This is a genomic window from Inhella gelatinilytica (assembly GCF_016093295.1).
GTDB classification, from domain to species: Bacteria; Pseudomonadota; Gammaproteobacteria; order Burkholderiales; family Burkholderiaceae_C; genus Inhella; species Inhella gelatinilytica.
Genome location: NZ_JAEDAL010000001.1, coordinates 991,809 through 1,005,700, shown reverse-complemented (window position 1 = coordinate 1,005,700; position 13,892 = coordinate 991,809). Strand labels below are relative to the sequence as shown.

Here is a 13,892-nt window from a genome sequence, read left to right as displayed (position 1 = left end):
CTTACAAATTCCCCGCAAACAGCTTGCGGATGAACAGGGCCTTGAAGCCCTTGGCCTCGTCCAGCCCCAAGCGCTCCAGGTAGGCCGGGGGCGCCTCGCGGCCTTCCCAGAAGCTGCGCAGGGCCAGCTTGACCAGGTCCACCGGGTGCTGGGTCGCCTTCTTGAGCCGCCGCAGCGCGCCGACGATCTTGAGCTCGTCCGCGGTGAGGTCCGTGCCAAAGGGGAAGCCCGGCAGCAGGCCAGCCTCGGTCCAGGGGTGGAGCAAGCGGTCCACGTTCTGCGGCGTGTTGTGGCGGTAGCGCTCGGGCAGGGTCCAGTCGGTTTCCAGCTTGCCCGAGGCCTGGGCCTGAGCGATCAGCTCGTCTTGGAAGCGCGAGTCGGCGATCGCGATCAGGCGCTTGACCACTTCAGCATCGCTTTGGCCACGCAGGTCCGCGACGCCGTACTCGGTGATCACCACGTCCCGCAGGTGGCGCGGAATGGTGCAATGCCCGTAGTGGTGAACGATGTTGCTGACCGGCCCATCTGCCGTCTCTTTGGTGGCCCGCAGCATCAGGATGGATCGGGCATCGGGCAGGGCGTGGCCCATGGCCACAAAGTTGTACTGCCCGCCCACGCCGCTGACCACGGCTCCACTCTCGAGCCCGTCCGACGCCGCCGCACCCAGCAACGAGACTTTCATGGTCGTGTTCATCAGCCGGGCGTGCACGCGCTGGGCGCGCTTGAGCTCCATCTCGGTGCCGCAGGGGCTGTCGAGCTGGTTGATGAAATCGATGCGCGTCATGTCGATCTGCGCCCGCTGAGCGGGCTCCAGGGCGCGCAGCGCGGCATAGAAGTCGGTCGGCCCGAGGAAGAAGCCGCCCGTCATGCACACGCCGCCGGGCAAGGTGTCGGGGTCGAGTTGACCGGCGTTGACCGCCTTTTGCGTGGCCAAGTCGGCAAATACGCGACGGCGCACGATGCCGGCCTGCATCAGCTTCAGGAAGCCGTTGACGAACATCTCCGAGCAGCCGTACAGCCCCTGCTCAAAGCGACCCAGCTCCCGGCCCGCCAGCCCATCGGGGCAGAGGCTGGTGAGCATGCTGCGGTAGCTTTCGGGTTGCCGGTCGCGCAGGATAAGCGCGTGGGCAATCGCATCGCCCAGTGAGCCAATGCCGATCTGCAGCGTGCCGCCATCGCGCACCCAACTGCTGGCATGCAGGCCAATGGCGTAATCCGTCGTGCTGACCTTGGCGTTGGGCGGTGCGAACAGGGTGTGCGTGGCGGCCGGGTCGGTCACCACCCAGTCGAAAAAGTCGGGGCTCACGCAGGCGCCGCCTTCCATGAAGGGCATGGCCTCGTTGATCACCGCCACTTTGAGCAGGGGCTGACCGGTGGCGGCGCAGCGCTCCACAATCTCGGCCGTCAAATCGGGGTTGCTGGAGAGGCTCAGCTCCCAGCCGGCCGGCCCCTGGCGCTGCCCCACCGCTTGAGCCACCACGTTGATGCCCTGCAGCACCAAGTCTCGCGCGGCAAAGGTGTAGTTGGTGCTGATGTAGTGCTGCTGGGCGCTGGCGTTGTGCAAATAGTCGCCCGTCTTGAAGAAGAACTCCCGCACCTCGATGTTGGGCGGCAGGCCCGGCCCGCGGGAGTCCTTCACGTAATCGAAGTCGGGATAGTCCTTGAACACCCGATCCACGAGCGGCTGCAAGAAGTGCTGCTCCAGCTCGCTCTTGCCGCTGGGCACCTCCAGCGACAGCGCGGTCACGATGGTCAGCTTGCGCGAGGGGTCGGCCTTGATGCGGCGATACAGCGCATTGACCAGCGGGTTGGGCTTGCCAATCCCCAAGGGCAGGCCCAGAACAATGGGCCCGGGAATCTGTTTCAGCAGCGCCTCAACGGCCGCGTCCAGCGTCGCAATCACATTCGGCATGACGGTCTCCTTCAGCCGCCATGCTGCCACCCCGCGCGAGACGAGAGATTGACCTGCGTTAACGCCGCGCTCGGTTCATCACCGCCATCCCGGCCAGCACCACCGCGCCCCCAAGGATCAAGGAGGCATCCAGGGCCTCGCCCAACCACACCGTGGCCACCGCCACGCCGAACACCGGCACCAGGCTGATGTAGGCCGAGGCCGCACCGGCCCCCAGCGCCGCCACCCCTTCAAAGTACCAGGCGTAAGCCAGCACGGTGGAGCCCACCACCATGAAGAGCAGCGCCGCCCACCACTCCGTGCCCCGCGTCAGCGGCTGGGCCAGCGCCGCGCCGTCCACACCCCACGCAGCCAAGATCAACAGGGCCAGTCCGAAGCCGGCCGTCACAGCCGTGGTGGTCAGGGCGTCAATGCCCCCCAGCAATTTCTTGCCCAGCAGCGTGTAACCGCTCCAGCACACCACGCAACCCAGCAGCAACAGCTCGCCCACCCCGGCGCCGCCCGTGAACAGCGTCCAAGGCGCGCCATGGGTCAGCACCACCACGGCCCCCAGCACCGCCAAGCCCATGCCCAGGGCCAGACGCGCCGTCAAACGCTCGCCAAACCACCACGCGGCCAGCAACAGGGTCAGCACCGGGTTGGTCGTCACCACCAGCGCCGCACGCCCGGCCGGCAGGTGCTGCAAGCCCATCAAGAAGAAGGCCGCATAGCCAAACACGCCCAGCGCCCCTCCCAACGCCAGCCCGGCCCATTGACGCCGACTCAAGACCTGCAAGGTCCGGGTGCCGGACCGCGCCAGCAGCCACGCCATCAAGAGCAGCAGCGAAAACGCGAACCGCCACACCGACGCCGTCAGCGCCGGCACCTGCGAAGCCACCACCTTGCCCGCCGGCCAGGCTGCCCCCCACAGGGCCGCCATGCCCAACAGCTTCAGATGCACCATCAAGGTGCGGGCGGGGGCAGCGGGGGGCGAGGCGAGCGTCATGGGGTGGCAGTGTCGCGGGTTTTCCCTGATCGGCAGGCGGCCGCGTTCAATGGCCCTGCACCGCGCTGGGATCTGGCAGCATGCCAGCCATGAAGTGCCGCCCCCACTGCGCCGCCTGCTGCATCGCCCCGTCCATCAGCAGCCCCATTCCCGGTCATCCGACCGGCAAGCCCGCCGGGGTGCGCTGTGCCCAACTGGACGAGCAAGACGGCTGCCGACTCTTTGGCCGCCCCGAACGGCCGGCCGTGTGCAGCTCGCTTCAACCCAGCGCGGAAATGTGCGGCGACAGCCGCGAGCAGGCCCTGCGCTGGCTCGGGTGGATGGAGCAGGCCACCGAACCCCCCGGTGTGGCAAGGGTCACGAACGATAGGGGTTAGAACCACTGCCGCGCAGCCGAGCGGCCTTCAGAATGTACCGTTCCATCTCTCGAGGAGAGCCCTATGGTGGATCCACGCGCTCCATCCCCGCCTGCCGCCGAGCCTGAGCGCGAGCGGCGCAGCGGCCGGGACCGCCGCCAGATCGAACTCGGGCCGCCGCACGGCGTGGAGCGGCGCAAATCCATTGAAGCCCGCAAGCCCCAGATCGAGGAAGTCGAAATGACCGCCGAGGAGTGGGAAGCCCTGATGGCCGGTGCCCCAACCCCCACGCTCAAGCCCAAGACGGATGAAGTGGCCGACGCCACGCTGGAGGCGGTGGCGCGGCTGCGGAATTGAGGAGGCAGGTTGAGATAAAGCTGCAGTGTCCACCGCCACCAAGTCACCCGCCGAGCAGACTCCAAAAACACGCTTGCGAACCCCAGGTTAGCGTGGCCTCAAGTCCGTTCTGCGCAACTCCTGCCAGCTCGATTTGTTGCGTGGTCGCGGCGTCCAGCGCCATGGCCTCAATCGCTGCTGCCCAACCCGTTTGGCTGCTCTGTCCCCCATTGGCGTCCATGATGGCGTAGAGCTGCGCTGCGGTCTGGGTTGTCCCCGGTGTGTTGGCCAGCAGCGTGGCCACCAGCTCTTGCGCGGTCTTCTCGGGCCGGAAAATCAGCGCCACTTTGCAAAGCTCGTTCAAGTTGTAGCCATACTCGTTCAGGTAAAAGCTCAACCCCGCAGCGAACAGCTCCGGCACGTGGATGATGGCCGGGTTCCACAGCACAAACGCAACCCGCGCGACGTCCTCGGCGCGGGAGCCGAACGCCACCACCCGGTCAGTGAACACCAGAAGTTCGATGCTGTTCAACCGGTCGAGGCCATCAATGGGCCAAGACGGAAATTCCGGCGTGCTCATGAGCCCTTGGTGCTGCACGGTGACCGCCATCGTGCCAGGGATGCGAACGATCTTGTATTCCGCACGGGCACCACGGTACTCGGCGCGGTCCAGGCCCGTGCCCCCCACCAGGATGTCATCACCCCCACCCCCCAAGAAGACTTCGCCCGGTAAGTTGTCAGGGCCATTCAACCCCGTCAGCACATCTGGCCCGTTGCTACCACGAATCGCCTCAAAGCCACTGAGGGTCAGGAAGGACTCTCCCGGCTGCCCCTCGTAGCCCACATGGCCCAGGCCAAGCTGCAGGTTGATTTCAGACGCGCCCCACCCACCGATCCACAGAACATCCAGCGCCCCCGCGCCACCGTCCAATACATCCCGCCCGGCACTGACATGGAGCACGTCGTTTCCGCCCAGACCTTGCAGCACGTCATCGCCCGCGGTGCCCCACAACTCGTCGGGCCCAGAGCCGCCCGTGATCCCATCCGGCACCTCGATGACCGTGATGTTTTGCGTGTAGGTGTTGATGCCCCCTTGATCAGTTCGGACAGTAAAGGTGAAGGAATCAGTCCCGAAGTAGTCTTGGGCAGGGGTGTAGGTGAAGCGCCCATCGGTCTGCACCACCACCTGACCATGCTGGGGCGGGCGATTCAGGCCGTACAGCACAGTCCGTCCTGCAGGATCGGCAGCGGCCGGCAGTTGACCGGTCAGAACCTGGTCTTCCAGGCCGCTCACTTGGCCCGAAGCACCAACCGGAGGATTGCTGCGGTAGGGCAAATCACTCAGCACATCAGCCAGTCGGACGGCCGGCACGCTGCCCAGCACCACCCGCCCATCCACCACGTTTGCGGAGCCTTGCGCCATGCTGCCCCAAGTCACCAAGGAGCCATCAGCGCGCAGCACGGCAAAGCCATGGTCGCTGGCCACTCCCTGCAGAACCGGCACACGACCATCCAGGTCGGTGGCGACGGCGAGGCTGTCCCCCCCGTCGAGCGCACGGCCCCATGTCACCACCGAGCCATCGGCTCGCAGCGCCGCGAAGGCCCCGTTGCTGGACCAAAGCTGCAGGACCGGCGTCTGTCCGTTGATCTGCCCAGCCACTGCGGACGAATCGCCCCCGGCCTCGGCCGAACCCCAGGTGACCACGGAGCCATCGGCCCGCAAAGCCGCCGCCGCAGCGCCCGAATAGACAACACGCAGAACATCCACCGTGCCATCCAACTGCGCCGCCACGGCCGTGGAATTGCCGCCGGCGTCGCTGCTACCCCAGGTCACCAAGGACCCGTCGGCTCGCAAAGCGGCAAACGCCGAGTCGCCCGCAAACAATGAAACCGCGGGGTTAAAGCGCTGGCCGGCCTGCAGTACGGCCAGCGCTGCCAGGGTGCTGGTCTGAGTAGCCCCCAGCCCCCACCCCACGACCAAGCCATCCGCGCGCAGGGCGGCGAAGTCACTGGACGTGGCGGCAATCTGCGTAACAGCCACAGAGCCGTTCAGGAGCGCTGCCACCGCGGTGTGATCCCCCCCTGAACTGGGAGCGCCCCATGCCACAACTGAGCCATCGTTCCGGAGCGCAGCAAACGCCCCGCTCGTGGCCACAATGTTTTGGATAGGGATAGAGCCATCGAGCTGACGGGCCACCGTCGCACTGTCGCCGCCCCCCCAACCCTGGCCCCAGCTCACGACCGAACCGTCGCTCCGCAGGGCAGCGAAGGCTCCATCTGCGGCGAACAACTGACTCACAGGTATGAGGCCATTCAGCTTCGCTGCCACAGCCTGGCTGTCTCCACCGTCGGCCGGGCTACCCCAAGTGACCACCGACCCATTGGCCCGCAGGGCGGCAAAGGCGAAACGGGTCGAGGCCACACGCACCACGTCCACCTCGCCATCGAGCTGCGGCGCCACCGTCGTGCTGTCACCGCCGGAGTAGGCGTTGCCCCAGGTCACCAGGGAGCCATCTGCACGCAAGGCGGCAAACGCGTTCGTGTTGCTGTACAGCTGCACCACATCCACGCTGCCATCAATTTTTTCGGCTTGGGCTTCCGGCAGCCCACTCCACGCGATCTCGCCCCAGATCACCACAGATCCATCCGCCAGCACGGCCGCCATCGACGCGCTGTTGCGCGCTTCGCCGGGCCGGCTGGCTGCGGACCCTGCCCCACTCACTGCCACGATCTGGGTGTAGGTGTTGCTGCTGCCGTTCGGGTCGCGTACGGTGTAGGAAAAGTGGTCGAACCCCAGGAACCCGGACGTCGGCGTGTAGGCGTAGCGCCCATCAGGCTGGACCGTCACCGCGCCATGCGCTGGGTCGGTGGCCTTTGCGTACGTCACGGCCTCGCCGTCTGCCTCCACCGCGAGGGGCAACCGACCCGCATGGGGCACGTCCGGCGCCACATCATCCCGGGCACTGCGGGCGAATGGGGCGTCATCCACCGGCTTCAGCTCAAGCTGAACACGGTAAACGTGTCCACCGCCCTTGCCATCCCCAACCCGGTATTCGAACGAATCTGGCCCCCAGTAATGGGCATCCGGTGTGTAGCTGTAGTGGCCATTTGCTTCCACCGTCACCTGGCCGTGTATGGGGGCCACCACCAGGCCATATGTAATGGCATCTCCATCGGCATCCGTGGCGCCGGGCAAAACCGCTCGCAACGCGACATCTTCAAACAGCGCAGCCGCAGCATCTGCGGCAATCGGGGCCTGGTTGGGAGCCATCGAGGCGGCGTAGGGCTCATCGGTCCAGGGGTCCGCGAGGCTCACACCATCGACTACGACACCGTCCAACTCCAAAGCTTTCAGGACGGTCGTGCCGCCGGCCGTTGGGTCTCCCCAAGCCACGACGGAGCCGTCCGAGCGCAAGGCCGCGAAAGCCTTGCCAGTTGCCACGAGCTGAACAACGTCCGAGCGGCCCGCAAGAACCTTGGCCGCCGCTGCGGCCGAGCCGCCGGCCTCCACATCACCCCAGACCACTACCGAGCCATCGGCTCGCAAGGCGGCGAACGCCGACGTGGTGGCCACCACCTGAATGACATCAAGAGTTCCATCCAGCAACGGGGCGGCGGCTCCGAGCTCTCCCCCCGAGCGCTCCTCGCCCCAGACAACAACCGAGCCATCGCTTCGCAGCATCGCCAATGCACGCTCATTGGCAACGACCTGCACCACCTGCGTAGGGCCAGGCACGGGCTGACCCATGAGGCGCCCCGTTCCCGGGAGATAGATCACCGCACCGTCCGCCCGCACCACGGCAATCATGGTCTCGATCACATGGACCTGCGCAATGTCGGTCACACCGACCAGTCGGCCGGCCTCATCCCCGACGCCGGCCCACACCACCAACTCCCCGTCGGCCCGAAGTGCAGCAAACCGACCGGGCCCGGAAAACAGGCGAACCACAGGCACTGTCCCGCTCAGCTCCTCCTGCAAGTAATCCGTTTTTCCACCCGCCCAGTCCGCTCCCCAAGTCACCACCGAACCGTCAGATCGCAAAGCAGCAAAGGCGGAACCAGAGGAGGCAATCTGGACCACGTCCACCTGTCCGCTCAGTGCCCAAGCCACGGCTGAGCTATCGCCCCCATTCCCACTCAACCCCCAGGTCACGACCGATCCATCGGCTCGCAGGGCTGCGAAGGCAAACAGGCCCGAGACGATTTGCACCACGTCTACATGACCATTCAGCTGCGCCGCCACGCCTCCTGAGTCCCCTCCCGCCTGAGCCGCGCCCCAGGTCAACACCGAGCCATCCTCACGCAAAGCCGCAAAGGCCTGGCCCGTCGAAAACACCTGTCGCACCGGAATTGCGCCCTGCTGCAGGGCTGCCGGGAGGGCCACAACGCGTTCCTCGCCCCAATGTCCCCAGCTCACCACCGATCCGTCCGACCGCAATGCGGCAAACGCTGTGGCTGCAGAAAACACCTGAACCACGTCCACTCGACCGTCCAACAACGGCGCAACGGCTGCACTGTCTCCACCCGTTTTCGCGTCGCCCCAGCTCACGACCGAGCCATCGGCACGCAACAAGGCGAACGCACCCGCATTACGCCACTCACCAGCCGACTTGACGGAATACCCTTTTGGGAGAAGCGTTCGTGTCAGAGTCGCTCTCACCCCCGACTCCGCAAGCCCCCACGCCGGGTCGATCTCGACGGCTAAGGCCTGTGATGGAGCACGCGTATTCACCGGCTCACCGCCTCCCGCATATGCCGCGCCACGTAGACCAGGCACACGGCGCTCATCACCACCGCCGTCACCACGGTGGGCAGCCATTGCATCAGCTGCATCGGCTCGCCCTTGAGCACCAGCATCATGAGTTGGTTCTGGCCCAGGCCGGGCACCCAGAAGTACCAGGGGGCGTCACCGCCGGGGTTCATCAGGCTGACCATGGGCGCCAGGCTCACCATCGTCATCACCAGGGTGGCACTGGCCTGGGCTTCTTTGAAAGTCTTGGTGCGGATGGCCACGGCCATGAGCAGGGCCCCGAGCGCCGCGCACAGCGGCAGCAAGACAGCGATGAAGTCCGTGACCTCGCCCCAGCCGAAGCGGAACATGGCCTGCAGGCTGTCGCTCTTGAGCAGCAGCTGCGCCGGCATGAAGCTGGTGGCACACAGCGCTGCCACCACCCCGCCCAGCAAGGCCACGGCCGCCCACTTGCCGATCACCAGGCTGAGGTGGGGCACGGGGTTCATCAAGAGGGGTTCGAGCGAACCGCGCTCGCGCTCGCCGGAGGTGCTGTCCAGCGCCGCCGTGAGGCAGCCATAGAGCACGGCCATGATGACGAACATGGGGATCATGCTGGTCAAACGCGAGGCACGGGCGCCGGGGCTGGCGAGGTCGCGCTCGTTGAGCTGCACGGCTTGCATCAAGTCGGCGGGCACCCCGCGCAGCATCAGTTGCAGCGCCCCACGCTCGCGGCCAAAGCCGTTGATCAGACCGGCCACCGCGCCGGCGCCGGCGCTGGCCCGCGTGTTGGCGCTGTCGGTCACCACTTCCAGGTGCACCGCCTCGCCCTGAGCCAAGTCGTCCTCAAAGGACTTCGGCACCACCAACACGGGCTGGCTGAGTTGGCTGTCGCGCAGCTTGCGCTCATAGTCGGCCGGCGCGTCCTTGACGGTGTAGCCCTGGCGCTCCACATAGTTGCGCAGGGTGGGCGCATGCTCCAGGCCCACAGCCATCAACTCGCGCTTGGCGGCCTGGCTTTCAAACTGGGCGATCAGGCCGCTGAGCAACATGAGCATCAGCGGGCCCATCAGGAGCGCAGGCACGGCCAGGCGCATCAGCGTGCGGCGGTCGCGCAGGGCGTCCCGCCACTCCTTGAAGAAGACGACGGCGGTTTGCGCCCAGCGGCTCAGGGGGCGGGTCACAGAGTGATTCAAGGTGGGGGATGCAGCGGCGCTCATGCGGCCTCCGGGGTCGATTCAGGAAAAGCCAGGGCCACGAAGGCATCCTCAAAGCGCTCACAGCCGGCCTGCTGCTTGAGCTCGGGCACGCTGCCGCGCGCCACCGAGGTGCCCCGGGCCACCACCACCACCTCGTCGCAGAGGTACTCGACCTCTTGCATGATGTGTGTGGAGAAGACGATGCACTTGCCCTGCTCGCGGGCCAGCACGCGCAGGGCCTCGCGCAGGGCGCGGGTGGCCAGCACATCCAGGCCATTGGTGGGCTCGTCCAGCACGATGTTGGCCGGGTCGTGCACCAGGGCGCGGGCCAGGGCGGTCTTCATGCGCTCGCCCTGGCTGAAGCCGTCGGCGCGGCGGTCGATGACCTTTTTCAGGTCCAGCAACTCGGACAGCACTTCGGCGCGGTCCTCGGCCTCTTCGCGGGCCATGCCTTGCAGGCGGCCGAAGTAAATGATGTTTTCGCGCGCCGTCAGGCGAGGGTAGAGGCCGTGCGCATCGCCCAGGATGCCCATGCGCGAGAGCGCCGCCGGGTTCTGCCCGGTGACCGGCAGGCCATCCACGCTGATGCGGCCGTGGTCGGGCTCGAACAAGCCGGCCAGCATGCGCAGCGTCGTGGTCTTGCCCGCGCCGTTGGGACCGAGCAGGCCGGTGATGCGGCCGTCGGCGGCGGTCAGGCTGACGTTGCGCACGGCCTCCACCCAGGAGGCTTCGCGTTTGCGCAGCAGGGCGGAGACCCCCGCGAGGCCCGAAAGGCCGCTCGCTTTGGGGGCCGGCGCTTTGAAGCGCTTGGAAACAGCGTCGATCAGAATCATTTGGCGTCGCTCGCTTTCGAGGAAACAGGCAGGGTCAGCGGCGGGATGAAGGCCAGCGGTCGCGGCATGGTGCTGGCGCACTCGGCGCTGGCCTTCAAGGCGTCCGCATCGGTCTTGGCTTCGATGAACTTGGTCAGGGCGTCGCGCACGCAGCCCAGGGCCAGCACCCCGTGGCCAGCGGCGGGCACCACCTCGTGCTTGGCCAGCGCGCCGAGGGCCTTGGCCACACGGTCGCCGTGGCGCGGCGGGGTCACCGGGTCGGCCCCGCCGGAGAGCACCCAAACCGGACTCTTGGCGGGCGGCACGGTGTAGAAGGCTTCGGGCACGGCGCCGCGTGGCCAGTCGGTGCAGACAGCGCCATAAAAGGCCTTGTCCATGCCCTGGTAGTCGCGCCCCGGGGCATCGGTGGCAGCGCTCAGGCGCGGAGCGTCCTCGGCGCAGACGACCGAGAAGTGCATGCCGGTGGCCAGCTTCATCGCGCCGCGCCCACCGCCCAGGCCCGAAGCCAGGCCGCCCAGCCCGTCGAAATCGCCCTTCGCCGCAGCGTGAATGGCCGCCGGCAGCGCGCTGGCCAGGGTCGGGGCGTACAGCGGTGAGCGCACGGCCCGCAGCACGTCGTCACGGCGCAGGGTGATGGTTTCGAGCGCGCCGCTGACCGGGTGGCGCAAGGTCACGCTCCGCGGCAGGCCGTTCAACACCTGCTGCCATTCGGCTTGCAACTGGGGGTAGGCCTGCTGACACTGCGGCTGGGCGGCGCAGGACGCGAAGAGCGCATCCAGCGCCGTCTGGGTGTCCGTGCTGAAGCTGGCCGGCAGCACCATGTCCGGGGGCGCCACCCCGTCGATCACCGTGCGGCGCACCGCCTGCGGGAACAGCCGCAGGTACTCCAAGGCCGCGCGCGTGCCGTAACTGGCGCCGATCAGGTTCCACTGCTGAATGCCCAACGCTTGGCGGACGGCGTCCAGATCCTGCATGGCGATCGTGGTGGTGAACTGGCGCAGATCCCCGTACGGCAGCTTCTTGAGCGCCTCGCGGCACTCGGCCAAGCGCTTGAGGGCGCGCTCGGGCTGAAAGGCTTCGGCCAGGCTGATGGTGCGCTCGTCGGGGCAGTCCAGCGGGGCGGACTCGCCCGTGCCGCGCTGGTCCACCAGGATCAGGTCACGGCGGTTGTTGAGCTTGCGGTAGCGCGGCACGATCAAATCGGCCAGGCCCACCGCAGCCTGGCCCGGCCCCCCGGCCAGCAGCACCACCGGGTCGGGCAGCTTATTGCGGGCCAGCGCCGGCACCACGGCCACGCGCAGCTTGATCGAGGCGCCTGCGGGCTCGGCCGGGTTCAGCGGACGAACCAGGTCACCGCACTGGACTTCGGTGGGCACACCGCGCAGGCGGCAGGGTTTGAGCGCCAACTCGGCCGCAGAGCTCATCTGCGGCACGGCCGCCGCCAAGGCGGTCAGCAAGAGGGGGGTGAAGCGCATGGAAGGACGGCGTTGTTTGCGACGCCGCGCATTGTGGTGGCTTCCATGCCCTGAGCACCCCCTGGGCGGGTGAATGGCCCCCCGGATGGGGTGAATGGCAGGCAGCGCGTGTGAACGGCGGGTCGGGCGAGTTCAGGGCTTAGCCGGGCTTCTTCTTCCAGTTGACACAGCACTGCACATACAGCCTGTCCGCCAACTGCTTGGCTTGGCTCATTTGCTGCGGAGTCAGCTCAATGGCGTAGGCCTCGCCCTGGGACTCGATGTGAAGCGACGACCAATTCCCTAAGGCCCGCCAACCTTCGGCAAGCAATTGCTGGTACAGCAAGCGATAGGCCATGCGTTCGATGTCACCCAGTGAAACGCTCCGCTGTCCAAACGCAAGCAACTCCAGTGCAGAGTCATCCATGCGCTGCGCGGCCTCTCTCAATTGCGCCAACACGCCTGGCCACCCGGCCATCTCTCTGGCGTCCATCAGCACCTCAGCCAAGGCCGCAGCGCCGCCAGGCACTCGTTCCTGTGCGGCGCGACGGGCCAAAGCCATTGCCAGTGCCTGGTGGGACGAGGTCACGGTCTGACACAGGCTGCGCTCCACCTGGAAATGCGCCCACTCCTGATCCATGAGGGCGGCTTCTTCAGGGAGCGCGCCTTCTCGCTTGCTCCGGTTGAAGGCTTCGAGCTCGTCCATGAAGGCGCACTTCCTCACCCGGCCAACAGCCGCCAAGGCCTCAGAGGCCGAACCCTTTGCCGCGATTTCGGCGATGTGCGGCCCATAGCCTTCCGATCCAATGTGCCGCCCCAGCCACACGGTGGGCGGTGGGCCCAACAGTGGATGCGATGCAGACGCTGGCGTGCTGCCGGTCGACGCGACCGTCACGGAGGTTTGCAAGCCGTCCAGAACTTGTGCCTTGATCGGCGATGCCTTGATGGGATGCGGCTCGCCGGCCCCGTTCGAGATGGGCGGCGACTCGAATAGCGTGCTGCCCACCAACCATGCTGCCGCTGTCGCCATGACAACGCCGAGGGCGCGCCACAGTGCCTTGGGCTGAATGGGCATGGTGGGCGGGCAGCGTTGCGGTTAGGCGCGCAGCAAGCGCACCTGTTTGGCCACCGGCCCGCGGTCGCCCTGCACCATGTGATAGCTCACGGCGCTCTGGGGTTGCAGGTCCAGGGCGTCGCCTTCCACCAATTCGGAGACGTGGAAGAACAGGTTGTCGCCGCCCAGGGTGGGGCGGATGAAGCCGTAGCCCTTGTCGGCAAACCAGTTGGCGAGCACACCCGGGCGCTCGTCGGCGTCCAACTCTTCGGGCGTGGGGGCGGGGGCAGCGGTCAGGGCGGCCTGCGGCGCGGCCGGTCGTGGGCTGAACTCGGGGGCGCGGGCAAAGAACAGGCCGTTGATCAAGGCCTCGTCGCGGCGCTGCTCAATCACTTCGCCCATCATGACCGGGTAGGTGGCCCGCTCCAGCAGGGCGTGGCTGACCTGCGTGCGGTGCAACTTGCCCTCGCGCTCGAAACTGAAGTCCCAGCCCAGCAGCATCACCCGCGTGCCCAGGCCGGTGAGCTTGCGCACAAGGGGCACGAAATCACCGTCCCCCGTGAGCAGCACCACCACGTCGTAGCGCTTGAGCACGGCCGCCTCGTAGGCTTCGAGCGCCATCCAGACATCGACCCGGCGTTCTTCAAAGCTGCCATCGGCCAGCACCGTGACATGCTGCTGGTACAGGTTCACATCGGCGCGCACCAGCATGTCTTCAAACATGCGCTCGCCATACAGGCGGTCGCGCTCTTGGGCCATGGGGGCGGTCAGGCGGGCGCGGAAATAGCTGGCGTCGACCACCTGGCAGCGGCTCAGGTGCGCGCCTTCCAGGCGGGCCACCTCGGCGCAGACGAAGTCGTGAATCCCTTTGAGCGACAGACGGGCGCGGCGTTCGTGTTGATAGAGGTAGTAGTTGCTGACCTTGTTGAAATAGGTGCCGTCGTAGAAAACGGCAATACGGCAAACAGAAGCGGACATATTTCGGCTTTGAACAGGATGAAAAGGCGCCCGATGGGAGGAAAAGGGGCGAAAAA

10 protein-coding genes are annotated in these 13,892 nt (G+C 66.9%); 2 read left to right on the top strand and 8 right to left on the bottom strand.

Features of this window, described 5'->3' with window-relative positions; translation table 11 throughout:
- Position 1: 1 nt before the first annotated feature.
- Together I7X43_RS04605 and I7X43_RS04600 are read right to left on the bottom strand one after the other, a co-directional pair.
- Positions 2-1,912 carry an acetyl-CoA hydrolase/transferase C-terminal domain-containing protein gene (locus I7X43_RS04605; protein WP_198099699.1) on the bottom strand — a complete coding sequence of 637 codons (1,911 nt, stop codon included), beginning with the start codon at positions 1,910-1,912 and terminating at the stop codon, positions 2-4.
- A 58-nt stretch (positions 1,913-1,970) separates the two neighbouring features.
- Positions 1,971-2,897, bottom strand: a complete 927-nt coding sequence (locus I7X43_RS04600) for a DMT family transporter (protein ID WP_198099698.1) — start codon at positions 2,895-2,897, stop codon at positions 1,971-1,973.
- Positions 2,898-2,986: 89 nt separating this feature from the next.
- Here I7X43_RS04600 and I7X43_RS04595 point away from each other — a divergent pair, with 89 nt between their 5' ends.
- Both I7X43_RS04595 and I7X43_RS04590 read left to right on the top strand, forming a co-directional pair.
- Positions 2,987-3,274, top strand: coding sequence for a YkgJ family cysteine cluster protein (locus I7X43_RS04595; protein WP_198099697.1), 288 nt, complete (start codon positions 2,987-2,989; stop codon positions 3,272-3,274).
- A 63-nt stretch (positions 3,275-3,337) separates the two neighbouring features.
- The gene (locus tag I7X43_RS04590; protein ID WP_198099696.1) at positions 3,338-3,610 is read left to right on the top strand and encodes a hypothetical protein; all 273 of its coding nucleotides are present in this window, start codon (positions 3,338-3,340) and stop codon (positions 3,608-3,610) included.
- Between the two features lie 43 nt (positions 3,611-3,653).
- Here I7X43_RS04590 and I7X43_RS04585 read toward each other — a convergent pair whose 3' ends face one another.
- The 6 genes from I7X43_RS04585 to I7X43_RS04560 all read right to left on the bottom strand — a co-directional run bounded on the left by I7X43_RS04585 (position 3,654) and on the right by I7X43_RS04560 (position 13,836).
- A complete protein-coding gene (locus I7X43_RS04585) occupies positions 3,654-8,162 on the bottom strand; it encodes an Ig-like domain-containing protein (protein ID WP_198099695.1) in 4,509 nt (1,502 codons plus the stop codon).
- Positions 8,163-8,317: 155 nt separating this feature from the next.
- On the bottom strand, positions 8,318-9,538 hold the full coding sequence (locus tag I7X43_RS04580) for an ABC transporter permease (protein ID WP_198099694.1): 1,221 nt from the start codon (positions 9,536-9,538) through the stop codon (positions 8,318-8,320).
- A complete protein-coding gene (locus I7X43_RS04575) occupies positions 9,535-10,350 on the bottom strand; it encodes an ABC transporter ATP-binding protein (protein ID WP_198099693.1) in 816 nt (271 codons plus the stop codon). Before I7X43_RS04575 ends, I7X43_RS04580 begins: the two co-directional genes overlap by 4 nt.
- Positions 10,347-11,825 (bottom strand): alpha/beta fold hydrolase, encoded by a 1,479-nt coding sequence (locus I7X43_RS04570; protein ID WP_198099692.1) that lies wholly within the window; start codon positions 11,823-11,825, stop codon positions 10,347-10,349. Before I7X43_RS04570 ends, I7X43_RS04575 begins: the two co-directional genes overlap by 4 nt.
- A gap of 139 nt (positions 11,826-11,964) precedes the next feature.
- The gene (locus I7X43_RS04565) at positions 11,965-12,879 is read right to left on the bottom strand and encodes a hypothetical protein (RefSeq protein ID WP_198099691.1); all 915 of its coding nucleotides are present in this window, start codon (positions 12,877-12,879) and stop codon (positions 11,965-11,967) included.
- A 21-nt stretch (positions 12,880-12,900) separates the two neighbouring features.
- A complete protein-coding gene (locus tag I7X43_RS04560) occupies positions 12,901-13,836 on the bottom strand; it encodes an NYN domain-containing protein (RefSeq protein WP_198099690.1) in 936 nt (311 codons plus the stop codon).
- Positions 13,837-13,892: the final 56 nt, after the last annotated feature.

What these genes read in the sequence shown, in the direction of transcription:
- I7X43_RS04605 (WP_198099699.1), bottom strand. Translation starts at nt 1,912, where the DNA reads ATGCCGAATGTGATTGCGACGCTGGACGCGGCCGTTGAGGCGCTGCTG.
- I7X43_RS04600 (WP_198099698.1), bottom strand. Translation starts at nt 2,897, where the DNA reads ATGACGCTCGCCTCGCCCCCCGCTGCCCCCGCCCGCACCTTGATGGTG.
- I7X43_RS04595 (WP_198099697.1), top strand. Translation starts at nt 2,987, where the DNA reads ATGAAGTGCCGCCCCCACTGCGCCGCCTGCTGCATCGCCCCGTCCATC.
- I7X43_RS04590 (WP_198099696.1), top strand. Translation starts at nt 3,338, where the DNA reads ATGGTGGATCCACGCGCTCCATCCCCGCCTGCCGCCGAGCCTGAGCGC.
- I7X43_RS04580 (WP_198099694.1), bottom strand. Translation starts at nt 9,538, where the DNA reads ATGAGCGCCGCTGCATCCCCCACCTTGAATCACTCTGTGACCCGCCCC.
- I7X43_RS04575 (WP_198099693.1), bottom strand. Translation starts at nt 10,350, where the DNA reads ATGATTCTGATCGACGCTGTTTCCAAGCGCTTCAAAGCGCCGGCCCCC.
- I7X43_RS04570 (WP_198099692.1), bottom strand. Translation starts at nt 11,825, where the DNA reads ATGCGCTTCACCCCCCTCTTGCTGACCGCCTTGGCGGCGGCCGTGCCG.
- I7X43_RS04565 (WP_198099691.1), bottom strand. Translation starts at nt 12,879, where the DNA reads ATGCCCATTCAGCCCAAGGCACTGTGGCGCGCCCTCGGCGTTGTCATG.
- I7X43_RS04560 (WP_198099690.1), bottom strand. Translation starts at nt 13,836, where the DNA reads ATGTCCGCTTCTGTTTGCCGTATTGCCGTTTTCTACGACGGCACCTAT.